Origin of the sequence: Pseudomonas sp. B21-054 (genome assembly GCF_026016345.1) — a bacterium.
Lineage (GTDB): Bacteria > Pseudomonadota > Gammaproteobacteria > Pseudomonadales > Pseudomonadaceae > Aquipseudomonas.
In genome coordinates this window covers 121,369-144,341 of record NZ_CP087204.1, presented here as the reverse complement: position 1 = coordinate 144,341, position 22,973 = coordinate 121,369, and the positions used below count along the sequence as shown (strand labels likewise).

Genomic DNA, 22,973 nt, shown 5'->3' with positions numbered 1-22,973 from the left:
TCAAGGATTCCACTTGTTGGAGAGCGCCGGCCGCACGGTTTTCACGGCGGGCTGGTCTTCGATGAAGTTGTCCGGGTAGTAGCCGAAGCTGGTCACGCCTGAACGCTTGAGGCGCCCCATCCATTCGGCCAATTGTTTGCCATCGATGTCGCTGACCGGCTGGCTGTGCCAGTCACGGGCCTGCAATTCGAACACCGTGCGCTTGAGTGCACCGGGCCGGCTTTTGACGGTCTGGACCAGGCGTTCCAACCACGGGCCGGACTGTGCGCGGGTCTGCTTTTCCATCAACGGCATGGCCATTGGCGCCGTCCAGTCATAGGCTGCGAGGAAGTCGTCGAGGTTCTGCGCGAACCAGGCTTCGCTTTCAGGGTTGAGCATCGGCTCGGCAAAGATATTGCGCGCCGTTTTGACCTGCGGACCGCGAATCGCCCGGACCTTGGCGGTGAGCTCATGGGTAAAGTCGATCAGGTAACGGCTCTTGAAGCGGGTCCAGCGTTGCATCGCCGCCGGATCGTCCCGCAGGGCCGCGATGGACGTCGGCAAGCCGTTGGCGGCATACACTTTCAGCGCGGCAGGACCGGCGTCCTCGAAATCGGAGAACACCGCGTCGTCGTGGTAGAGAACGCCGTCCAACGAACTCATCCGCGCCAGGTCTTCATAAATCTCGCCGATGACCTTGCGCACATTCGAGTCGAACGGCGACAAACGCACGTATTGGTCCGGGGCGATGCCGGTCTTGCCGGTTTCCGGATCCCAACGCTGCACTCGCGGCAACTTGGCGTCCAAGGCGAAACTGAGCACCGGCATCCACGCATAAACCTTGGCGTTGGCCCGGGTGCGCAATTGCCAGGCGACCCGGTCGAACAGATCGGCCCGTACCGGCAGGTGACGGTTGGGGAAATACAGCGAATGCACCAGGCCATCGCCCTTCGGATCGGCGAAGGCCTGCAAGAACACCGTATTGGCGCCCAGGTCATAAATGCGCTGGACCAGCTTGCCGACATTGGCCTCCTGCTGCACCGGATCCGGGTCGTAGACGTAATCCAGGTCGACATGGACCACCCGCATCGGGTCCATTGTCTGCACCGAGACGACGCTTTCGGCGAAATGGGCGCCATCCGGATCGGAGGCCACCAGGAAGCGTGGGCCGCTCATCAGGTTGTCGAGACTGTCGAGGCCGTCCTCCAGGGTCAGCGCCATTTGATAGCCTTCGCTGCCGATCACCTGTAACGCGGTGCCGTCGGCTTCCCCGTAAGGCCAGACCCAGACGCGTGGGCTATAACCGGCGACCTTGCGGATTTTCTCGGAAATAGCCGCGACATCCTTGCGCAGACGCGCCTGGAAATCGGCCTCGGTTTCATAGCGGCCGGTGGCGGGATCGTAGCGTCGAGTGGTCGCCGCCGGTTGCTGGTTGCCTTGTGGGTTGGCGAGGACCCCTTTGTGATTGGCGTCGGTGTGGGCGGCGATTTCCACCAGGCCCGATTTGGAAACCTCGCGAATCTGCTCCCAGGTCAGGAACTCGGAACGCTTGCGCGGCACCCCGGCGAAATCCACCGTTTGATTCAGCGGCGTATCGACCCAACTGCCCACCGGAGCCAATATCGCCGGCCAGTTATAGGCGCGCAGAATCGGCATGACCCGGGTGTAGAAGCTCGAGTAACCGTCGTCAAAACTCAGCAACACCGCGCGCGGCGGCAATTCCGGGCCGCCGTTGCGGGCAGTGATGATCTGGTCCACGGTGACCGGCTGGTAGTTGTTTTCCCGCAACCACGCCAGCTGTTCGATCAACCGTTCGGTGCGCACCGCCACCAGCGCCTGGTCCGGGTCACGGTCCTCGACGTCATGGTAGGCAATGCCGAGCACGTGGTTCTTCGGCCACGGTTGTTCATTGGCCGCCAATGGGCGCTGCGAGGGCGGCGTAAACGCCGGGGCTTGCTGGGCACAAGCGCTGATCAGCAAGACCCCCAGCAGAAGGATGAATCGCGAAATGACAGGCATCTTCAAACTCTTCTAGAAGCGGTAGGTGAGGTCGACAAGCAGGCGCAGATCGCTTTCGCGGTCGCCGTCGTAAGGGCGGTTGAGCCAGCTCAGCGCGGCGCCGGCCTCCAGCACGTCGTTCCAGATGAAACGCTGGCCGTAGCCGAGCAAACCCATGGCACCGGTGCTGTGGTCGCGCTGGCTGTAGGTCCCGGCACCGGCCTGGAACTGCTGGCTCCAGGTGGTTTCATAGCGGCGGTACAGCACGTGGTTGGCGGTCACGGTCGGCATGACGGTGAAGTCCGACTTGGGATTGAAGTAGGGCACTTCGTTGGAACCGCTGTTGCGACTGGCCGCCACTTCCAGGCCCAGTTCCACTTGCAACCGCGGTGCGCTGTAGAGGCCTTCACGGCCGGTCAGCACAGCTTCGAGGCGATTATTGCCATCGCTGAAATGCGACGGGCTGACAGCCAGTCGCCACTCGCGGCTCTCATTGGCACGCCAGCGTACGAAACCACTGCCGCCGTTGGCGCGAATGCCGCTGTTAAGCGCCCGTAGCGGGGTTTCGGCCGAGAGGTAATCCAGGCTGCCGCCGTACTGCCAGTGGTCATTGATGTCCCGGGCCACGGCCACGCGGGCGCCCTGTTTATCACCGGAACCATACGAGTGGTTGGAGACTTCCGCTTCCAGGGTCATGTCACGGGTACGGCGCTCGACGCCCAAGCGCTGCCAACGGTGATGACCGGTGCCTTCCTCGAAATCACCAGTGGCGTATCCGGTGCCGCCGAACAGCCGCCAGTCTTCGTCGATGGGTGGGCTGTAAAGCAGCGTTTCGATACCAAAGTCGCGACTGCCGGTGACCGCACCGGCCTCACCGTTGCCGCCGCCGAAGCTTTTGCCGGTGTAGGCTTCGATGCGCAGCTCGGCCACGTCGTGCACTTCGCGCAGGCGTTGCAGGCGTTTGACATGGGCGTTTTCCGGGAAGCGGGCGACCAGGTCATCGGTCAGTGCATCCATCTGCCGCCACTCCTGCAAGTCCATGGCCGCACGGGCCTGGCCGATTTCCAGATCACGGCTGCGCGGTGTCGTGGTCTCGATTTCCTTGAGCAGGCTTTCCGAGCGTCGCGGCCAGTCCCGGGCCTGGTACAGATCGACCTGGGCCAGGCGAAGGCCGATGTTACCGGGCCCTTGATTGACCAGATTTTCCAAGCGTGCTTCGGCGGTGGGCAAGTCAGCACCATAAGTACCGGCCTGGGCGGCGAGCTGCTGGGCGTCCATCCACTCATCGTTGGGATTGCCGATCGGCAGGCCCTTGAGTTCGATGCGCGGGGGCTGGGCTTTCGCCATGTCTTCGGCCAGCGCTCGGGCCTCTTCGGACTTCTCACTTTCCAACAGTGCGTAGTAGAGCGCGGTGCTGTCTTCGAAGCGGTCCGCAGGGTCGGCATCCGGCGCCGTCAGTACGCGACGGTACAGATCGACGGCGATCTCCGGTTCCCGCTGCTCCAGGTAGGAGGAAGCCACCCAGCGCAGGGCGTAAGTCGGAATGCTCACGCCCTCGGCGATCAGCTTCTGGTATTCGGCAATCACTTCAGCCCGACGGGCGCGGGCGTTGAGGGCACCGAGGCGATCGATGCGCCAGCGAAGCACGTCGTCATGGGCATCGGCCACGGGGGTCCACGTGGCGAGCAACTTGTCGTAATCGGCCAGGGCACGGTCAGCAATGACAAAGCGCTCTGTTTCGCTGCGGCTCGCCATGTCAGTCAGGCGCACCCGTTCGGCCGCCACATCGCCTTCGAGACGCCGCTGCATGCCCCGGTCGATCAGCCCCGGCTGTAGACGGGCCAGGCGCAGGGCCGGCTCGGGCAGGCGGGCACGTTGCAGGGCAAAGATATATTCGCGCGCAATCTCAGGCTTGTTGCCGGCGCGGGTGAAGGCCTGGTCATACTCGAACAGCGCCTCATGGGGATTGTCGGCGCGGGTCAGCGCGTAGCCGAGGGCCAGCCGGCGCATGGGATCTTCAGGCTTGGCGGCGACCAGGGCCTTGGCGCGGCTGACGGCTTCGTCGGGCTTGCCGGCATCGGCCTGGGTCAAGGCCAGGCCAAGTTGCAGGTCAGGGTTCTGGGGGGCGATCACCAGCGCCTGGCGATACAACTCGGCTGCCGCGTCCCAACGCTTGAGGTTGCGATAGGCGCGGGCCGTTGCGCTCAGTGCTTGGACCGGCAAGTCGCGATAGCGGCCCTGGGCTTCATAGACCTTCACGACCTCCCCATCGAGGCCAGCCCAACTGGCGATCTGCAGATGGTCGCTGATCTGCGCGGTACTGGCCTGGGCGGGCGGCACCTGGCGCAACGCGTTCAACGCTGGCGTGTAATGGCCTGCGCGGGCGTCGAGCACCATCTGGTCATAGGCGGCATCGGCAAACGCCAGCGTCGGCCAGCACAATTGGCTGCACAACACGAAGCGAAACAACGGGCGCAAACCACATTGAATAAAAGGACCCACGGTACGCGGCATTTCGTCAGCATCCTTACATGGCCAGCCGGGTCGCAGTGCCCCCTTGCCCATCAAACAGGAAGCCGGATCAAAGGAATCCAGCCAAGCTCTAATGGGCCTAGTGTTGCACTGCCGGACAGGTCATCTTTCAGAACGCCACAATTCTTCAGAATCGATGCAGATTTCAGCGGTGGGGTGGTCGACAGGCAAAAAAAAGGGGTTCAGAACCTGGTTCTGAACCCCTTTTTGTAACCCGCCGCTTGAACCGGAAATCAGCTCACGCGCGCGTTTCGCACACCCTCGGCCAGGGCAGCGCACAAGCTCAATACCCCATCGATCGCCTGCTCCGACGTGTCGGCTTTGGCGATATGGTCGATCAGCGCCGAACCGACCACCACACCGTCGGCCAACCGGGCAATGGCCGCGGCCTGCTCCGGCGTACGGATGCCGAAACCAATGCTGATCGGCAAATCGGTGTGACGACGCAGACGCGCCACGGCTTCTTCCACATGCTCCAGCGTCGCGGCGCCAGCGCCGGTCACGCCGGCTACCGACACGTAATACACAAAGCCGGAACTGCCATTGAGCACGGTGGGCAGACGCACGTCGTCCGTGGTGGGCGTGGTCAGGCGGATGAAGTCCAGGCCGGCGGCCTGGGCCGGTTCGCACAGCTCGCCGTTGTGCTCGGGCGGCATGTCCACGACGATCAGGCCATCAACACCGGAGTCCAGCGCCTCGCCAATGAAACGCTGCACACCGTAGCGATGGATGGGGTTGAAGTACCCCATCAGCACCAGCGGCGTCTCGGTGTTGTCTTTGCGGAACTCACGCACCATTTGCAGGGTTTTCGCCAGGTTCTGCTGGGCACCCAGGGCGCGAATGTTCGCCAACTGGATCGCCGGGCCATCAGCCATCGGATCGGTGAAGGGCATGCCCAACTCGATCACGTCGGCGCCGGCCGCCGGCAGCCCCTTGAGAATCGCCAGCGAGGTGTCGTAGTCCGGGTCGCCAGCCGTGACGAAGGTCACCAGGGCCGCGCGGTTCTGTTCCTTGAGTTCGGCAAAACGGGTTTGCAGGCGGCTCATCAGTGTTTCTCCTGCTGGGACTGTTCCATGTGGTGCATCACGGTTTGCATGTCTTTGTCGCCACGGCCGGACAGGTTGACCACCATCAGGTGATCTTTCGGCAGGGTCGGGGCGCGTTTGAACACTTCAGCCAAGGCATGGGCGCTTTCCAGCGCGGGAATAATCCCTTCCAGGCGGCAGCATTTGTGAAAGGCGTCCAGGGCTTCGGCGTCGGTGACCGAGGTGTATTGGACCCGGCCAATGTCGTGCAACCAGGCGTGTTCCGGGCCGATGCCCGGGTAGTCGAGGCCGGCGGAAATCGAATGGGCATCGATGATCTGCCCGTCCTCGTCCTGCAGCAGGAAGGTGCGGTTGCCGTGCAGCACACCCGGGACACCACCGTTCAGGCTCGCCGCGTGTTTGCCAGTCTCGATGCCATAACCCGCGGCTTCGACGCCGATGATTTCGACGCTCTTGTCGTCCAGGAACGGGTGGAACAGGCCCATGGCGTTGGAGCCACCGCCGATGCACGCCACCAGGCTATCCGGCAGGCGGCCTTCCTGGGCTTGCAGTTGTTCGCGGGTTTCCTTGCCGATCACGGCCTGGAAGTCGCGCACCATGGCCGGATAAGGGTGTGGCCCCGCCACGGTGCCGATCAGGTAGAACGTGCTGTCGACGTTGGTGACCCAGTCACGCAGCGCCTCGTTCATGGCATCTTTGAGGGTGCCGGTACCAGCGACCACCGGGATCACTTCGGCGCCCAGCAGCTTCATGCGAAACACGTTGGCCTGCTGGCGCTCGATGTCGGTGGTGCCCATGTAGATCACGCAATCGAGGCCGAAACGCGCGGCCACGGTGGCGGTCGCCACGCCGTGCATGCCGGCGCCGGTCTCGGCGATGATGCGTTTTTTGCCCATGCGCCGCGCCAACAGGATCTGGCCGATGCAGTTGTTGATCTTGTGCGCGCCAGTGTGATTGAGCTCTTCACGCTTGAGATAGATCTTGGCGCCGCCGCAGTACTCGGTCAGGCGTTCGGCGAAATAGAGCGGGCTCGGACGACCGACGTAGTCACGTTGGAAGTAGGCCAATTCTTCAAGGAACGCCGGATCTTCCTTTGCCACTTCGTATTCGCGAGCCAGGTCGAGGATCAGCGGCATCAGGGTTTCGGCCACATAGCGGCCACCGAATGCGCCGAACAGGCCGTTGGCGTCGGGGCCACTGCGCAGGTTCAAAGGGGTCGTAGACTGGGTCATCGGGGCGCTCCAGGCGAATGCATAGAAAGACAATGACGGTCACTCTACCCCTGACATCCCGCGCTGAAAACCGATAAGATCGCCGCAACCTGTCAGGAAAACTCACAGATCCCATGCGCCACGACCTTCCCCCGCTCAACGCCCTGCGCGCCTTCGAGGCCACCGCCCGCCTGAACAGCGTAAGCCAGGCGGCCGAACAGCTGCACGTAACCCACGGCGCCGTCAGCCGACAGCTGAAAGTGTTGGAAGAGCATTTGGGCGTCAGCCTGTTCAGCAAGGATGGCCGCGGCCTTAAACTCACAGATGCAGGCATGCGCCTGCGCGATGCCAGCGCCGACGCGTTCGAGCGCCTGCGCACCGTGTGCGCAGAGCTGAAGCAAAGCACGGCAGATGCCCCGTTCGTCTTGGGTTGCTCGGGAAGTCTGCTGGCGCGGTGGTTCATTCCCCGCCTGGGCCGGCTCAATGCTGACCTGCCAGACCTGCGCTTGCACCTGTCCGCCGGCGAAGGCGACCTTGACCCGCGACGACCTGGGCTGGACGCCTTGCTGGTGTTCGCCGAGCCGCCCTGGCCGGCAGACATGCAAGTATATGAACTGGTCAGCGAGCGGATCGGCCCGGTCATGAGCCCGCGCTACGCCGGTTTCGAGCGCCTGCAAAACGCCCCGGCCAAGGCAATCCTGGACGAGCCTTTGCTGCATACCACCTCTCGACCCCAGGCCTGGCCGACCTGGGCACGACAAAATGCCCTTGAACCCCAGGCAATGAAGTTCGGGCAAGGGTTTGAGCATTTGTATTACTTGCTGGAGGCGGCAGTAGCGGGGCTGGGCGTGGCTATCGCACCCGAGCCGCTGGTGGCCGAGGACCTGCGTGCCGGTCGCCTCGTCGCGCCGTGGGGCTTCGACGAAACCCCGGCGCGACTGGCGTTGTGGCTACCCAAGCGCGCCGCGGACGGCCGCGCTCGGCAATTGGCGCAATGGCTCAGGCATGAGCTGAGCCCATCGACTCAGTCACCGCGCTTGCACAGCAAATAAGCCGCCAACAGACCTAGCGCCCCGACGGCAACGCCGGCTGTGGTCCATGGATGTTCCTGAGCGTAATCACGCGTGGCAATCCCGGTTTCACGGGTTTTCACCTTGACCTCTTCATAGGCATCGCTCAGCAGATGGCGAGAATGTTTCAGTGCGTTTTCAGCATTGGCCTTGAGCGACTTGAGGGTCTTACGCGACTCGTCCGAAGCGTCGTCCTTCAGGCTTTCCAACGACTTGAGCAGACTCTCGATCTCCGCTTCCATGCTTTGCAACGAGGCTTTACGTAACGAATTGCTGGCCATGGTGGCTCTCTCCTGCAGTGGTTGAGTGGCGTGTGTGAATTGGGACTGCGCTCGTTTCTGAAAGTGCAGTAAATCTGAACTTCACTGCGCAAATGGCGCCACACGTAAGGCGAAAAATCGCTGCTAGGCTGTTAAAGACAACCAAGGAGAACGTCATGAGTGATCATCACACCTACAAGAAAGTCGAGCTGGTCGGCTCGTCTCCCACCAGCATTGAAGACGCCATCAACAACGCCCTGGCCGAAGCCAGCAAAAGCCTCAAGCACCTGGAATGGTTCGAAGTCACGGAGACCCGCGGGCACATCGAAAACGGCCGGGCCGCGCACTTCCAGGTGACCCTCAAGGTTGGGTTCCGGATAGTGAATAGCTGAGCACAGTGAACTTGCACGCTGGCGGAGTGCCATAGGGAATGGCGATGCGCTATTGTCTGCGCACCGGTTTTCCGATACCTGCCCTATTTGATCCGACCAAGGAGTGCGAGCGATGAAAAAGTTGATGGTGGCCCTGTGTTTGTTGAGCTTTGCGGGCGGTGCGTTTGCGGCCGGCAAGTCTTGTGAAGAGCTGAAAAGCGAAATCGCAGGGAAGCTCGACGCCAAGGGCGTGTCAAATTATTCCCTGGAGATTGTCGATAAAGGCGCAGCAGCTAACGGAAAAGTCGTCGGTAGCTGTGAGGGCGGCACGAAGGAAATCGTCTACAAGAAGTGATTGTGGGCATCAAAGCCGACGCAATGCGTCGGCTTTTTTATGCGCGTGATTCAGCCTTTCATGACCTGCGCCAGCAACTCATAGGAGTGCAAGCGATCAGCGTGCTCATACAGATCGCTGGTGAAGATCAGTTCATCGGCTTGGGTTTGCTCGATCAGCACTTCAAGCTTGGCCCTGATTTTCTGCGGGCCGCCGACCATGGCCAGGCCCAGGAAGTCGCCCACCGCTTCTTTCTCATGGGGCAACCAGAGACCGTTCATGGTCTCCACCGGTGGGCGCTGTACCAGGCTCTGGCCGCGCATCAGCGCCAGGATCCGCTGATACACCGAGGTCGCCAGGTAGTCGGCCTGTTCATCCGTATCCGCCGCCACCAGCGGCACACCGAGCATCACATAAGGCTTGTCGAGCACCGCTGACGGCTTGAAGTGATTGCGGTAAATCCGGATCGCCTCATGCATATAGCGCGGGGCGAAATGCGAGGCGAAGGCGTAGGGCAAACCGCGTTCGCCGGCCAGTTGCGCACTGAACAGGCTCGAACCCAGCAACCAGACCGGCACGTTGGTCCCGGTGCCGGGCATGGCAATGATCCGTTGATCCGGGGTGCGCGGGCCGAGATAGCGCATCAGCTCGGCCACGTCTTCAGGGAAATCGTCCGCACTGCCGGAGCGTTCACGGCGCAGCGCCCGAGCGGTCATCTGGTCGGAACCGGGTGCGCGCCCCAGGCCCAGATCGATTCGACCGGGGTAAAGGCTTTCCAAGGTGCCGAACTGTTCGGCGATGATCAACGGCGCATGGTTGGGCAGCATCACCCCGCCGGAGCCGACGCGAATCGTCGAAGTGCCCCCCGCCAGGTAGCCCAGCAGCACGGCGGTCGCGGAGCTGGCGATGCCATCCATGTTGTGGTGCTCGGCCACCCAGAAGCGGGTGTAGCCGTACTGTTCCACGTGTTGCGCCAGGTCCAGCGAATTGCGCAAGGACTGGGCGGCGTTGCCGTCGGCGCGGACTGGCACCAGGTCGAGGGTTGAGAACTTCACTTCGGACAGCTGTTTCATGGGCCGGGATCTCCAACGGCGTTCCGGGCTTTTCCTACGGGCAAAAGCCTGCCGTTTCTATAAGTGTGTTCCATGCAATGTGGGCATATACCCGAGTTTCAATAGCTGCGACGAAATTTCCTACTAAATTCGTCGGACAATCGACAGGATGAACTTTATCGGGCGGTCTATCCTCACAACCCTGACAACGAAAAACACCCTGGCGCGACTCCCGCGCCGGACATTGAGGAGGCAGACATGGCTATCATCAAGAAAGCATCGGCTCATTGGGAAGGTGACCTGAAAACCGGCATCGGCTCCATCTCCACGGAAACCGGCGTGTTGCGTGAAGCACCCTACGGTTTCAAGGCACGCTTCGAAGGCGGCAAGGGCACCAACCCCGAAGAACTGATCGGCGCCGCCCATGCGGGCTGCTTTTCCATGGCATTTTCGATGATCCTCGGCGATGCCGGGCTCAAGGCCGACAGCATCGACACCAACGCCGAAGTGACCCTGGATCAGGTGGAGGGCGGTTTTGCGATTACCGCCGTGAAGCTGATTCTCAAGGCGAAGATCCCCGGCGCCAGCCAGCAGCAATTCGAAGAGCTGAGCACCAAGGCCAAGGAGGGTTGCCCGGTGTCCAAGGTCCTGAATGCCAAGATCACGTTGGATGCGACGCTGGTGAGCTGAGGCAGTGAAAGGGTCGCAGCCTTTGTAGACACTGTCGAAGGCTGCGATCTTTCTACTGGCGGGCGATCTGTTTACCTCGACGCAATTGTGGTCGAATGCACGCCTGCAGTTTCAGCGCCCAGGCAGTGCGCGCTGCAATGAGGAGTTCGAGCATGAAACGATTTGCCCTGGTGGTCATCGGTTGCGCATTGGCCTCGTCGGCCCTCGCCGCGCCCAAGCCCTGTGAAGAGCTCAAGGCTGAGATCGAAGCCAAGATCCAGGCTCAAGGCGTGACATCCTACACGCTGGAAATTGTCGTCAACGAAGAAGTCCACGACCAGAACATGGTGGTGGGTACGTGCGACAACGGCACGAAAAAAATCATCTACCAGAAGAACGACCGCTAGGCAGCGCTACGGAACGCAGTTGATTTGCCGATCTTCGGCCACGATTTCGCGCTTGGCGTTATAGAGCCGGGCGCTTGGGGTGAACGCCAAGTTGCGGGCTTCCAACCGATAGCGCTGGCCGGCCTCGAAATGATCGTAACGCACGAGCATGTAGCACAGTCGCTCCTGCGGGTTGGTTTGCATGCCCAATCCCCCTCCGGTAAAAACTTCGAAGTCGAAGCGCACTTTCAGTTCATGGCTGCCCGGCGAGACCTGGAAGAACCGCCCGTCCCGCAGCCGTTGGCCATCCAGGCTTTCAGCCATCAGCATCTTGCCACCCGGCATGGGCGTCGCGAAATCGACCCACGCCATGTTCGGATCGACCTTGGGTAGCGGACTCGTTGCACAACCGCTCAGGGAGATTAAAGCCAATAACAGCAGGTAGAGGCGCATGGTGAGTTTCCTGGGATCAGATTCTGAGGATAGCGCCGATCAGCTTTGTTGGCAGCCTGCCGGTGTGCCTTGCCCTACCACTTTGCGCTGTTGATCGTAGAGCTTGGCCCACGGCCGGAACCCGATGTTGCCCGCCTGCAACTGGTAACGCTGGCCGGCGTTGAAGTCCTTGAACTTCACATTCAACCGGCAATCGCGCCACAGTGGCTCGGCATCCGGGCCAATGTTGCCGGGCTCGACGGCAAACTGATAACGCACCGTCAGCTCATGGCTACCCGGTTGCACTTCAAAATAACGGCGGTCGATGGATGCCTTGTCATCGACCTTCACTGCTTGCAACGCGGTGTCCTCATGGTTCCCCAGGTCGATCCACGCTTGGGATGGATTAGGGTCAGGCAGACCGGCGCACCCGGTCAGCAACAACAGGCCACTCGTCAGCATCAACACGCGCATAGCGAAGCTCCAGGCAGGCGAGATAGTCTTGGGGTCAGACTTTCCCAGGGTGATTCCAATTGATCAGGCTGCGTTCAAGCCATCGGTTACTCGACCGTGTTTTCCGGATTTTGTTTCCAGGCCTCCTGCTTTTGTTACTCAACGGTTGTTCCAGCCTCGGTTACTACAGCCAGCTCGTCGGCGGACAGCTGCGGCTGTTGCAGGCTCGCGAGCCTATCGACCAGGTCATTGCCGACCCGGCGCGCGATCCGCAACTGCGGGCACATCTGGCCCAGGCACGGGAAGCACGAGCGTTCGCCAGCTCGCACTTGCACCTGCCAGATAACAAAAGCTATCGCCTGTACGCGGACATTGGCCGGCCGTTCGTGGTCTGGAATGTCTTCGCCACGCCGGAGTTTTCCCTGGCACCGCACAACCACTGCTTCCCGATTGCCGGCTGCGTGGCGTATCGCGGCTACTACAGCCAGGGCGCCGCCCGTGGCGAAGCCGCGCTACAGCGTTTGAAGGGCATGGACGTGGCGATTGGCGGCGTAGAGGCCTATTCGACACTGGGCTGGTTCAACGACCCGATCCTGAGTTCGATGATGCATTGGGGCGATGAGCGCCTGGCGACGCTGATCTTTCACGAACTGGCGCACCAGCGGTTCTACGTAAAGGACGACACGGAATTCAACGAGTCCTTCGCCACCTTCGTCGAACAGGAAGGCACCCGCCAATGGCGCGCCAGTCGCGGGCTGGCGCCGGATACCGGCAAACGGATGCGCCAGCGCGAGCAATTCATCCAACTGGTCCTCGACACGCGCCAGCGGCTGGAACAGCTCTACAGCCACCCCCTGCCAACCGAACAAATGCGCCAACGCAAAACCGAAGAATTCCAGCGCCTGCGCGCCGACTATGAACAACTGCGCGACACCCAATGGGCGGGCGACAAATACTTCGACGCCTGGGTCTATGCGCCGCTGAACAATGCACGACTGTTGCCGTTCGGGCTGTATAGCCAGTGGGTGCCGGCGTTTGCGGCGTTGTTCCAGCAGGTGAACGGGGATTGGGTGGCGTTTTATACAGCGGTGGAAAAGCTCGGTAAACTGCCGCTCGATGAACGCAAGGCAGCCTTGAAGGCCTTGGCGGAATCGAAGGCTTCCGGTGCCTGAACGGGCCTCATCGCGAGCAAGCTCGCTCCCACATTGGGATTTTTGATGGTCACCGCTTTCGCGTACGCCACCATCCCCTGTGGCGAAGGAGCTTGCTCCCTCGCCCCGAACAGCAGGCCGGTCTTGGGCCCGATCAGCCGCGCAAAAACGCCCGGTGCAACTCATCCAACGTCTCAAAATGATACGCAGGCTCCTCCGCACTCAACTCCTCATGACTCCCAAACCCATACCCCACCGCCGCCGCATCCAAGCCATTGCTACGAGCGCCAATCAAATCGTGCTTGCGGTCTCCGATCATCAAGGTATTGGCCGGGTCGAGCCCTTCTTCAGCCATCAGATGTGCAATCAACTCGACCTTGTTAGTGCGCGTGCCGTCCAGCTCACTCCCATAGATCACCTTGAAATGCCGGGCAAAGTCGAAGTGACGGGCGATTTCCCGGGCGAAGACCCAGGGTTTGGAGGTGGCGATGTACAGCTGCCGGCCTTGGCCGCCGAGGGTTTCCAGCAACGGCATCACGCCGTCGAAGACTCGGTTTTCGTACAGCCCGGTGACCTTGAAGCGTTCGCGGTAGAAGTTCACCGCTTCCCAGGCCTTGGCTTCGTCGAAGGCATAGAACTGCATGAAGGCCTGCAACAGCGGTGGGCCGATGAAGTGTTCGAGGCGGGTCAGGTCGGGCTCATCGATGCCCAATTTGCCCAGGGCGAACTGGATCGAACGGGTGATGCCCTCGCGCGGGTCGGTGAGGGTGCCGTCGAGGTCGAAGAGTACGGTTTGGTAATGCATGGCAATTCCTGTTTAGTATCAAGATGTTGTGAGCGCTTCGCACTGGAGCGCCAGCCCGGTCAAGCGGGAGAGAGCAAGCTCCCTCGCCACGAGGGATCAAACAACTCAGGCCTGGTCGTAGCTTCTCTTTTCTAATCGCCTACAAGGACACCCGTTGCATCGGACATAGCCTCTCCGGCCTGCTCGGCGGGTATCTCCGCGGTCTTCTGATGTTCCAGGCCGCTGCCTGGCATGGTGACGCTGGCGATACGATCTGAAAAATACCTGTCGAATGGCTCCAACTCTGGATATTCATCAGGTGCAACCAACAACGCTGTAAGACGCCCGATGAGGCCGCAGATCCAGTCGGCGCATTGGATGGTTTGGAACAGGTGGCTTTCGGCCTGGATTGGCGGCTCAATGAGTGTCCTGCATTTCTCCGAGTCATCCTCAAACATGGCCAGCGTACAGACCTCCACGTTAGTTTCCCGCCATTCGTTACCGCAGCGTTGTTCATCGAGCATCAACATGAAAGTGGAGCCACTCTGCACGCAGAATCGGTCTATCTTGCGCACCGACTGCAGGAGCTGCCGTTTGAACGTCTCGGTGGAGTCATGGGCATCAGGGTCAGTGGTCTTGTGCTCCCCCGTGTAGAACACGTGGCCACCGATTTTCTCAATGTGACTCAGGAGGCGGAACGTGGAGCGGCGGAGCTGCTCGTACTGGGTCACGTTCCGGAGGGCATAGAGCTGAGAGCCCTTTTTTTCCCACTGATATGCCGGAAGATTCTTGGGATTATTGTTAGCAAGGTCGAATGCTAGGAGTTGGCATTTGAGCTTGTAGAAATAGATTGCGAACTCGCGGATTTCGGTAGCCGGAAGGATCAGGCCAGCAAACCCGAAAGCGGGATGCGTTTTGTACCGTGGATGGTTGCGTGAGACGTACTGGCCAACGTGCCCGAATTCGTCCAGGTACGCGACGTAATGCGTCATTAGCGACCGGATTCCTTGCCATAGAAACACGAAAGCCCGCAGAGATTTCTCTCAAGCGGGCCTCGGAAGGTAGGCACGAGAGTCACCCCTCATGCGTTGGGATAATTATTATTGCGGAACAATCACTATGTCAATCACGCTTGATGAATGCCCGTGATTTTCCGGGGCTTTCAGTGAGTCATGCATGGCATTTCCTGGGCTGTATCACGATGTTGTGGGTGCTTCGCACGCAAGCGGGAGCAAGCGCCCTCGCCACGAGGGATCAAACCACTCAGGCCTGGTCGTAGCCTTCGGCCAGATGCAAGTCCTTGAGTTTCACGTAGTTCGCCGCGCTGTAGGTGAAAAACGCGCGTTCCTTGTCCGTCAGTGGCCGGACCTGTTTCACCGGGCTGCCCACGTACAAAAACCCACTTTCCAATCGTTTGCCCGGCGGTACGAGGCTGCCGGCGCCGATGATCACCTCGTCTTCAACTATCGCACCGTCCATGACAATGCTGCCCATACCGATCAGGATCCGACTGCCTACGGTGCAGCCATGGAGCATGACCTTGTGGGCGATGGTCACGTCGTCGCCGATCAACAGCGGGAAGCCATCGGGGTTGAAGGGGCCGGCGTGGGTGATGTGCAGCACGCAGCCGTCCTGGACGCTGGTACGGGCGCCGATGCGGATGCGGTGCATGTCGCCGCGAATGACCGTCAGCGGCCAGACGGAGCTGTCTTCGCCGATTTCGACGTCGCCGATCACCACCGCGGTGCTGTCGACAAAAGCGCCCCGGGCGAGCCGCGGGCTGTGATTCTGGTACGTGCGAAGGGTCACGATAGGCTCTCTCTTTGTTACTGATAGGTGCTGCTAGCTGCGGTGAGCGTCGATTGTAATTAAGATGGGCCCATGTTTCTTCCAGCCAAGGTGTCAACCGTGAGCGTGAACAACCCTCTTTTGCAACCCTATGACCTGCCGCCGTTCTCGGCGATCCGTGCCGAGCACGTGCAACCGGCCATCGAGCAGATCCTGGCTGACAACCGTGCCGCCATCGCTGAAATTCTCAAGACCCAGGGCAGCCAGCCTACCTGGGCCGGCCTGGTGTTGGCGATGGACGAACTCAATGATCGCCTGGGCGCCGCCTGGAGCCCGGTGAGTCACCTGAACGCCGTGCGCAACAGCCCGGAACTGCGCGAGGCCTACGAGGCCTGCCTGCCGGCGTTGAGTGCCTACTCCACCGAACTGGGGCAGAACCGCGAGTTGTTCCAGGCCTTCGAAGCCCTGGCGAACAGCCCTGAAGCCGCCGGTTTCGACGTGGCGCAAAAGACCATCCTGGAACATTCCCTGCGTGATTTCCGCCTGTCGGGCATCGACCTGCCGCCCGAGCAGCAGAAGCGCTACGCCGAAGTGCAAAGCAAGCTGTCCGAGCTGGGCAGCCGCTTCTCCAATCAATTGCTCGACGCGACCCAGGCCTGGACCAAGCACGTCACTGACGAAGCCATCCTCGCCGGCCTGACCGACTCGGCCAAGGCGCAAATGGCCGCGGCCGCCCAAGCCAAGGAGCTGGACGGCTGGCTGATCAACCTGGAATTCCCCAGCTACTACGCGGTGATGACCTACGCCGAAGACCGCGCCCTGCGCGAAGAAGTCTACGCCGCGTACTGCACCCGCGCCTCGGACCAAGGCCCGAATGCTGGCCAGAACGATAACACCCCGGTCATGGAACAGATCCTCGACCTGCGCCAGGAATTGGCTCAATTGCTGGGTTTCGCCAATTTCGCCGAGTTGAGCCTGGCGACCAAGATGGCCGAGTCCAGCGATCAGGTCCTCAGTTTCCTGCGTGACCTGGCCAAGCGCAGCAAGCCGTTCGCGGCCCTGGACCTGGAACAGCTGAAGGCCTTCGCCGCCGAACAGGGCTGCCCCGATCTGCAAAGCTGGGACAGCGGTTTCTACGGTGAAAAACTGCGCCAGCAGCGTTACAGCGTGGCCCAGGAAGCCCTGCGCGCGTACTTCCCGATCGACAAAGTACTGGGCGGCCTGTTCGCCATCGTCCAGCGTCTCTATGGCATCGAGATCGCCGAACTGAAAGGCTTCGACACCTGGCATCCAGACGTGCGCCTGTTCGAAATCAAGGAGAACGGCCAACACGTCGGCCGCTTCTTCTTCGACCTCTATGCCCGCGCCAACAAGCGTGGCGGTGCCTGGATGGACGGCGCCCGTGACCGTCGGCGCACCTTCGAGGGCGTGCTGCAAAGCCCCGTCGCGAACCTGGTGTGCAACTTCACCCCGGCCGACAGCGGCAAGCCGGCGCTGCTGACCCACGACGAAGTCACCACGCTGTTCCACGAGTTCGGCCATGGTCTGCACCACCTGCTGACCCGCGTCGAACATGCTGGCGTGTCCGGCATCAACGGTGTGGCCTGGGATGCCGTGGAGCTGCCGAGCCAGTTCATGGAGAACTGGTGCTGGGAGCCCGAAGGCCTGGCGCTGATTTCCGGCCACTACGAAACCGGCGAACCGTTGCCCCAGGACCTGCTGGAAAAAATGCTCGCGGCGAAAAACTTCCAGTCCGGCCTGATGATGGTTCGCCAATTGGAGTTCTCGCTGTTCGACTTCGAACTGCACGCCACCCACGGCGAAGGCCGCAGCGTGCTGCAAGTGCTCGAAGGCGTGCGCGACGAGGTGTCGGTCATGCGTCCGCCGGCCTACAACCGTTTTCCTAACAGCTTCGCCCACATCTTCGCTGGCGGGTATGCGGCGGGCTATTACAGCTACAAGTGGGCGGAAGTGCTGTCGGCCGACGCGTTCTCCAAGTTTGAGGAAGATGGCGTGCTAAACGCCGATACCGGTCGTGCCTTCCGCGAGGCGATCCTGGCCCGTGGCGGCTCCCAGGAACCGATGGTGCTGTTCGTCGACTTCCGTGGCCGTGAGCCGTCGATTGACGCACTCTTGCGCCATAGCGGCCTGACCGAGGACGCGGCAGCATGAGTGAGGGGCCTGTGATTACCAAACGACGCTTCATCGCCGGGGCGGTCTGCCCGGCGTGCAGTGAACCGGACAAGTTGATGATGTGGAACGAAGACGGCGTGCCACACCGCGAATGCGTGGCCTGCGGTTATTCCGACACCCTCAACGAGCAAGGCCTGTCGGTGCCCAAGGAATTGGGCACCCGCGTCAACACCTCGGCGCTCAAGGTGCCGGACGCCAAGGTCCAGGCGGTGCAGTTTTTCCCCAACCCCAAGTTGAAGAAAAAGACCGACTGACATCTGCGGCATCACCTTCCGGGCCGTCCGGCTCGGAAGCGATACATATATACCGCCGGGCTTACGGCCTTCCTGCCCAGACTTGTTCATCAAGTCCACTGACAGGAAGGCTTCCATGCCCCACGCTGACAACCCACTGTTGCAGGCCTATGACCTGCCCCCTTTCGCCCGGATCAAAGCCAGGCATTTCTCACCGGCCCTCGACCGGATCCTGGCCGAGAGCCGTGCCCAGGTCGCCCATATCATCAAGACCCAGGCGCCGTTTCCCACGTGGGACGATTTGGTGCTGGCCATGGATGAAATCCACACACGGCTGGAAGGTTTCGACGCCCTGCTGGATCTTCTGGCCTCGACCAGGACCGGGGACGCGTGGGCGCAGGCTTCACTGGACTGCACGGAGCGGCTGCATGATTTCCAGCGTTCGCTAAGGCAGCATCCGCAACTGTTCCAGCTTTATCAGCGCTTGGCGGACAGCCAGATCGCCCAGTATTTTGAACCGGCGCGCAAGCGTGTCCTGGAAAAAATCCTCCGACAATTTCGCCAGAACGATCTGGCACACGCCTCGCGGGCCGATCTGGACGCCTTGAAACGCCGTATCAAAGGGGCTCAACAGCTGTTTCTGGAGAACCTGCACAAGGCCAACAACGCCTGGAGCAAAACCTTCAATGATGAGAGTGAGTTGAGTGGCCTGCCGTCGGCGTTCAAACAGCAGATGGCCCGCCAGGCACGCGAGGCCGGACACACGGGATGGCGACTGCCCCTTAACGACGAGTCGTTTGGCATCGTCACCAGCTACGCCGACAATCGCCTATTGCGCCAAGCACTGTACGTGGCCTACAGCACCCGCGCATCGGACCAGGGCCCCCAGGCCGGCCAGTTCGACAACGGCGAGGTTCTCCAGCAATTGCTGGATGATCGGCACCAGTACGCAACCTTACTCGGCTACGCAAATTTCGCTCAGATGGCTGTCGAGCCAGAACAAGCCGAGTCGGCCGAACAGGTCACGGTGTTCTTGCGCAGACAGCTCACCCTGCACCAAAGCACTTTTGCCAAAGACGCAGAACAGCTCAAGGCCTTTGCCAGCCAGCATGGGTACAGCGAGCTCCAACCTTGGGATTATCCGTACCTGACGGAAAAGCTTCGCCAGCAGGCGGCGGGAGCCTCCCGACCGGCGCTCAGCGCCTGGTTTCCCTTGGAATCCACGTTTTCACAATTGCTCTTGATCGCCAAAGAGCTGTTCGGGGTGGATTTCATCGAGCGCCAGGACATTGCCACCTGGCATCCCGAGGTGCGTCTCTTCGAAGTCCATGAGTGGGGGCAGCTCATTGGCTACCTGTATTTCGATCCGTTCGACGATGCGAACCGCAACGGCTACCCCAATACCACCACCCTGCGAAACCGCTCCATCACCGCCGAGGGTCGCCCCCGGCATCCTATCGCGATCCTGCATGGCTGGCTGCCACGCGGCTCGGGCGCCCAGCCGGCCGTGCTCGACCACTTGCAGCTGCGCATTCTGTTCCATGAGTTCGGCCATTGCCTGCACCACCTGTTGACCCGCGCCGAGTACCGCGAGGTGTCCGGCATCAGCGATCTCTCCCGCGACACCTCCGAGTTTGCCGGCATGTTGTTCGAACAATGGTGCTTCTCCAAGCCATGCCTGGTCCGCGTGTCAAAGCACTACCAAACCGGTGCGGCGATGCCTGACAAGGTGGCCGATCAGTTGCTGACCTTCGCCAACACCCAGGCCAGTTGGGAAACCGCAATCCTTTTGCGCAACGCGCTATTCGACATGGAGTTGCACCAGACCCACGGCGACGGGCGTACCGTCCAGCAGGTGTTCGACCAGGTCAATGCGCATACAAAGCATCTGCCCGTGTACGCGAACGAACGCTGGCCCAATGGCCTGGACTATATGGTGACCGGCTACGCGGCGAGGATTTACGCCTATGCCTGGTCGAAGGAATGGGCCCTCACCGTGTTCGAGCAGTTCAAGCGCGACGGGCTGTTCAACCCGGCAACAGGTCGGGCGCTGCGCGAAACGATATTCGCCCCGGGGGATTCGCGACCGTTGTCCGAGTCCATCGCCGCCTTTATCGGCACACCGCCGGTCAGTGCTCCGGCTGCCCAACCTGAGGATTGAGGTGCTGCGCCGTCGTCGTTGAATTGACCCAGCTTTCCAGGGAGCAAAGGGCAAACACACTGGTGCTGCAGTCGCCGTTCACCAACGCCGTGCGGAGTTTTTCCACATCGGCCTGCATCATGTAGCGAACGCCATCCTTGAAGTGGTGGCTGTCACCGAAGCCGCCTTCCGTCATTTCGTTCAGGGCGTCTTCTTTGCTCCAGCCCTGGACCACCACCCGGTACATGGCGGCCACCAGCCCGGTGCGATCCGAGCCGTGCTTGCAGTGCATCAGCACCGGCCCCTTGGCTTCGGCCGCCTGGACGGCGCGCAAGGCCCTGAGGATGTCGCTGTCATCGACGTGATTGGTGCGATAGGGCAACTGCACTTGCTCGATGCCCGGGGTGGACAGCCAGCGCTTGTCCGACTCCGGCAGGAAGGTGATGACCGTGCCGATCCTGAGTTTGCTCAGCAAGGGCAAAGCTCCACCGTCCGGCAAGGAGCTGCGGTACAGCGTGGGAGACATCTGGTAAAGGTTGTAATCCTTTTCCACGGGTTGGGCCCATTCCGCAGGCCTCGTTTCAGCAGCATCGGCCGCCTGGGCCGGGGATTCGGCCAGCCCGATGAGCAAGGCCAGGCAGAGCAGTGAGCGGGAGCAGAACTTGAGCATGCATGGACAACCGAAAATGAAGAAATACGAGAGGTTCAGTCTCGTCTCGCTGCGGTTAAAAGCCTGTGAGGAGAACGTCAAAGCCGTGTGAACGCCAATCCGGTATTTGAGCTGCTGAATGGCACTGGCCTTAATCGAACACAGCGAATACTGTATGCACATACAGCTTTCGGAGTACTCCCATGCCAGCCCCCCTACCACCGCGCGGCCGCGGCACCGCGACCAACCCGCACAACCGCTTCGCCCCGAGTCGCTCGGTGGCCGAAGATGACGGCTGGTATCAGGAAGTCCCGCCGACCCAAGGCACCGAAGTGCGCTTCGAAATAGCCAAGACCATCATCACCCGCAACACCTCGCCGGATATTCCTTTCGACCGCTCGATCAACCCTTACCGGGGCTGTGAACACGGCTGCATCTACTGCTATGCGCGGCCCAGTCATGCCTACTGGGACATGTCGCCGGGGCTGGATTTCGAAACCAAGCTGATCGCCAAGACCAACGCCGCCGATGTGCTGGAAGAACAGCTGTCCAAGCGCGGCTATCAATGCGCGCCGATCAACCTGGGTTCCAATACCGACCCTTATCAACCCATCGAGCGCGAACAGCGGATCACCCGCCGAATCCTCGAGGTGCTGCTGCGCTACCGTCATCCAGTGACCATCGTGACCAAGGGTTCGTTGATCCTGCGGGACCTGGATTTGTTGAGCGAACTGGCCAAGCAGCGACTGGTGGCGGTGATGATCAGCCTCACCACCCTGGACGATGAACTCAAGCGCATCCTGGAACCGCGCGCGGCGGCGCCCAAGGCGCGGTTGCGGGCGATAAAGGTGATGCGCGAGGCTGGTATTCCGGTGGGGGTGCTGTGTTCGCCGATGATTCCGATGATCAACGACAGCGAGATCGAGAGCCTGCTGGCCGAAGCCCATGCCGCTGGCGCGCAGAGCGCCGCCTACATCATGTTGCGCCTGCCGCTGGAAGTGGCGCCGCTGTTCGAGGAATGGTTGCAGGCGCACTATCCGCAGCGCGCCGCCCATGTGCTGAGCCTGGTTCGCCAGAGTCGCGGCGGCGAGCTCTACGACAGCCAGTTCGGCAAACGCATGCGCGGTGAGGGGCCCTTCGCCGACCTGCTGGCCCAGCGATTCACCAAGGCGATAAAGCGCCTGGGGCTTGATCGTCGCGAAGGCTACAACCTCGATTGCGATGCCTTCTGTCCGCCGGGCCGACAGATGTCGTTGATTTGATTAAAGTTGACCCTGGAACGGCTACTGGACATGAACTGCGCCAGCGTTTCGCCACCCCTGAAATCGTTGTCCTAGAGCCTTCGATTTCAGTTTGAGTTAAGTTTCGGCCGCTACCTTGTTCATCGAGTGACTGACAGGTCGGGGATTACGACCTGGACGTTTTTTAACCAGCCACTGGCGTCATACCGTCAAAAGAGGATGAATCATGAGTGACAAGGATAAACAGCCGTTGGCTGCGTCGGCTTCAGCCCAACCCGAGGCGGAAACCGCCGATGCAGCGCTGCAGCATATTGTTGACGGCTTTTTGCATTTCCATCACGAGATCTTTCCGCAGCAGGAAGAACTCTTCAAGAAACTCGCCACCGCCCAAACGCCCCGGGCGATGTTCATCACCTGCGCCGATTCGCGCATCGTGCCCGAGTTGATCACCCATAGCTCCCCCGGCGACCTGTTCGTGACCCGCAACGTCGGCAACGTCGTTCCGCCTTACGGGCAGATGAACGGCGGCGTCTCCACCGCCATCGAATACGCCGTGCTGGCCCTCGGTGTGCAACACATCATTGTCTGCGGCCATTCCGATTGCGGCGCCATGCGTGCGGTGCTCAACCCCGACACGTTGGAAAAAATGCCCACGGTCAAAGCCTGGCTGCGCCACGCCGAAGTGGCCAAGACCATGGTCCATGACAACTGCCCGTGCGGCGACGAAAAACAGACCATGCCCATCCTCACCGAAGAGAATGTGATCGCGCAGCTGCAGCATTTGCGAACGCACCCCTCGGTAGCGTCGCGCATGGCCAGCGGTCAGTTGTTCATCCATGGCTGGGTGTACAACATCGAGACCAGCGAGATCAAAGCCTTTGACGCGGACCAGGGACGTTTCCTGCCGCTCGATGGCAGCCATCCGATACCGGTGGCGACGCCCAAAGCGCGCTTCTAACCACTCTTAAACTTGTGTGGTTCAAGCCTTGCCGCCATTTGCG

The 22,973-nt window shown here is 61.1% G+C and carries 23 protein-coding genes; 11 read left to right on the top strand and 12 right to left on the bottom strand.

The genetic code is table 11. From position 1 onward, the window contains the following. The 4 genes from pgaB to trpB all read right to left on the bottom strand — a co-directional run bounded on the left by pgaB (position 1) and on the right by trpB (position 6,787). On the bottom strand, positions 1-1,998 hold the full coding sequence (gene pgaB, locus LOY70_RS00690; protein ID WP_265032489.1) for a poly-beta-1,6-N-acetyl-D-glucosamine N-deacetylase PgaB: 1,998 nt from the start codon (positions 1,996-1,998) through the stop codon (positions 1-3). Between the two features lie 12 nt (positions 1,999-2,010). Next, on the bottom strand, positions 2,011-4,491 hold the full coding sequence (gene pgaA, locus LOY70_RS00685) for a poly-beta-1,6 N-acetyl-D-glucosamine export porin PgaA (RefSeq protein ID WP_265032488.1): 2,481 nt from the start codon (positions 4,489-4,491) through the stop codon (positions 2,011-2,013). A 251-nt stretch (positions 4,492-4,742) separates the two neighbouring features. Further along, positions 4,743-5,555 carry a tryptophan synthase subunit alpha gene (trpA, locus tag LOY70_RS00680; RefSeq protein WP_265032487.1) on the bottom strand — a complete coding sequence of 271 codons (813 nt, stop codon included), beginning with the start codon at positions 5,553-5,555 and terminating at the stop codon, positions 4,743-4,745. After that, on the bottom strand, positions 5,555-6,787 hold the full coding sequence (gene trpB / locus LOY70_RS00675) for a tryptophan synthase subunit beta (protein ID WP_265032486.1): 1,233 nt from the start codon (positions 6,785-6,787) through the stop codon (positions 5,555-5,557). Before trpB ends, trpA begins: the two co-directional genes overlap by 1 nt. Positions 6,788-6,900: 113 nt before the next feature. On the opposite strand from trpB, the gene LOY70_RS00670 reads away from it, so the two are divergent. Further along, on the top strand, positions 6,901-7,818 hold the full coding sequence (locus LOY70_RS00670; protein ID WP_265032485.1) for a LysR family transcriptional regulator: 918 nt from the start codon (positions 6,901-6,903) through the stop codon (positions 7,816-7,818). On the opposite strand, the gene LOY70_RS00665 is transcribed toward LOY70_RS00670, so the two are convergent. Then, positions 7,791-8,117, bottom strand: a complete 327-nt coding sequence (locus LOY70_RS00665) for a DUF883 family protein (protein WP_003196426.1) — start codon at positions 8,115-8,117, stop codon at positions 7,791-7,793. The two genes, LOY70_RS00670 and LOY70_RS00665, sit on opposite strands and share 28 nt — an antisense overlap. Before the next feature lie 155 nt (positions 8,118-8,272). On the opposite strand from LOY70_RS00665, the gene LOY70_RS00660 reads away from it, so the two are divergent. Both LOY70_RS00660 and LOY70_RS00655 read left to right on the top strand, forming a co-directional pair. Next, on the top strand, positions 8,273-8,488 hold the full coding sequence (locus tag LOY70_RS00660) for a dodecin (protein ID WP_003196424.1): 216 nt from the start codon (positions 8,273-8,275) through the stop codon (positions 8,486-8,488). Positions 8,489-8,600: 112 nt separating this feature from the next. Further along, the gene (locus LOY70_RS00655) at positions 8,601-8,822 is read left to right on the top strand and encodes a DUF1161 domain-containing protein (RefSeq protein ID WP_265032484.1); all 222 of its coding nucleotides are present in this window, start codon (positions 8,601-8,603) and stop codon (positions 8,820-8,822) included. Between the two features lie 50 nt (positions 8,823-8,872). Here LOY70_RS00655 and LOY70_RS00650 read toward each other — a convergent pair whose 3' ends face one another. Next, a complete protein-coding gene (locus LOY70_RS00650) occupies positions 8,873-9,874 on the bottom strand; it encodes an LLM class flavin-dependent oxidoreductase (RefSeq protein ID WP_265032483.1) in 1,002 nt (333 codons plus the stop codon). Between the two features lie 237 nt (positions 9,875-10,111). Here LOY70_RS00650 and LOY70_RS00645 point away from each other — a divergent pair, with 237 nt between their 5' ends. Together LOY70_RS00645 and LOY70_RS00640 are read left to right on the top strand one after the other, a co-directional pair. After that, on the top strand, positions 10,112-10,543 hold the full coding sequence (locus LOY70_RS00645; protein WP_265032482.1) for an OsmC family protein: 432 nt from the start codon (positions 10,112-10,114) through the stop codon (positions 10,541-10,543). 152 nt (positions 10,544-10,695) lie between these two features. Further along, a complete protein-coding gene (locus tag LOY70_RS00640) occupies positions 10,696-10,929 on the top strand; it encodes a DUF1161 domain-containing protein (protein WP_265032481.1) in 234 nt (77 codons plus the stop codon). A 6-nt stretch (positions 10,930-10,935) separates the two neighbouring features. Here LOY70_RS00640 and LOY70_RS00635 read toward each other — a convergent pair whose 3' ends face one another. Together LOY70_RS00635 and LOY70_RS00630 are read right to left on the bottom strand one after the other, a co-directional pair. Then, positions 10,936-11,361: a hypothetical protein gene (locus LOY70_RS00635; RefSeq protein WP_265032480.1), complete on the bottom strand. Its 426-nt coding sequence runs from the start codon at positions 11,359-11,361 to the stop codon at positions 10,936-10,938. Between the two features lie 39 nt (positions 11,362-11,400). After that, entirely contained in the window at positions 11,401-11,814 is a 414-nt protein-coding gene (locus LOY70_RS00630; protein WP_265032479.1) for a hypothetical protein, read from the bottom strand. 59 nt (positions 11,815-11,873) lie between these two features. On the opposite strand from LOY70_RS00630, the gene LOY70_RS00625 reads away from it, so the two are divergent. Next, the gene (locus LOY70_RS00625; protein ID WP_265032478.1) at positions 11,874-12,965 is read left to right on the top strand and encodes an aminopeptidase; all 1,092 of its coding nucleotides are present in this window, start codon (positions 11,874-11,876) and stop codon (positions 12,963-12,965) included. Between the two features lie 133 nt (positions 12,966-13,098). On the opposite strand, the gene LOY70_RS00620 is transcribed toward LOY70_RS00625, so the two are convergent. The 3 genes from LOY70_RS00620 to LOY70_RS00610 all read right to left on the bottom strand — a co-directional run bounded on the left by LOY70_RS00620 (position 13,099) and on the right by LOY70_RS00610 (position 15,537). Continuing rightward, positions 13,099-13,749: an HAD family hydrolase gene (locus LOY70_RS00620; protein ID WP_265032477.1), complete on the bottom strand. Its 651-nt coding sequence runs from the start codon at positions 13,747-13,749 to the stop codon at positions 13,099-13,101. 131 nt (positions 13,750-13,880) lie between these two features. Beyond that, positions 13,881-14,720, bottom strand: coding sequence for a DUF3800 domain-containing protein (locus LOY70_RS00615; RefSeq protein WP_265032475.1), 840 nt, complete (start codon positions 14,718-14,720; stop codon positions 13,881-13,883). A gap of 271 nt (positions 14,721-14,991) precedes the next feature. Further along, the gene (locus LOY70_RS00610; protein ID WP_265032473.1) at positions 14,992-15,537 is read right to left on the bottom strand and encodes a gamma carbonic anhydrase family protein; all 546 of its coding nucleotides are present in this window, start codon (positions 15,535-15,537) and stop codon (positions 14,992-14,994) included. Positions 15,538-15,636: 99 nt separating this feature from the next. Between LOY70_RS00610 and prlC the strand changes: the two genes are divergently transcribed. The 3 genes from prlC (at position 15,637) to LOY70_RS00595 (ending at position 20,103) form a co-directional block, all read left to right on the top strand. Continuing rightward, complete coding sequence (prlC, locus tag LOY70_RS00605) at positions 15,637-17,688, top strand: oligopeptidase A (RefSeq protein ID WP_265032471.1); 2,052 nt, start codon at positions 15,637-15,639, stop codon at positions 17,686-17,688. After that, complete coding sequence (locus LOY70_RS00600; protein WP_047230061.1) at positions 17,685-17,963, top strand: YheV family putative zinc ribbon protein; 279 nt, start codon at positions 17,685-17,687, stop codon at positions 17,961-17,963. Before prlC ends, LOY70_RS00600 begins: the two co-directional genes overlap by 4 nt. Positions 17,964-18,078: 115 nt before the next feature. Continuing rightward, a complete protein-coding gene (locus LOY70_RS00595; protein WP_265032469.1) occupies positions 18,079-20,103 on the top strand; it encodes a M3 family metallopeptidase in 2,025 nt (674 codons plus the stop codon). Here the strand turns inward: LOY70_RS00595 and LOY70_RS00590 are convergent. Then, entirely contained in the window at positions 20,072-20,752 is a 681-nt protein-coding gene (locus tag LOY70_RS00590; protein ID WP_265032468.1) for a tyrosine-protein phosphatase, read from the bottom strand. The two genes, LOY70_RS00595 and LOY70_RS00590, sit on opposite strands and share 32 nt — an antisense overlap. 182 nt (positions 20,753-20,934) lie before the next feature. On the opposite strand from LOY70_RS00590, the gene LOY70_RS00585 reads away from it, so the two are divergent. Both LOY70_RS00585 and LOY70_RS00580 read left to right on the top strand, forming a co-directional pair. Further along, positions 20,935-21,993, top strand: coding sequence for a PA0069 family radical SAM protein (locus LOY70_RS00585; RefSeq protein ID WP_265032466.1), 1,059 nt, complete (start codon positions 20,935-20,937; stop codon positions 21,991-21,993). A gap of 205 nt (positions 21,994-22,198) precedes the next feature. Beyond that, positions 22,199-22,930 carry a carbonic anhydrase gene (locus LOY70_RS00580; RefSeq protein WP_003177115.1) on the top strand — a complete coding sequence of 244 codons (732 nt, stop codon included), beginning with the start codon at positions 22,199-22,201 and terminating at the stop codon, positions 22,928-22,930. Positions 22,931-22,973 lie beyond the last annotated feature (43 nt).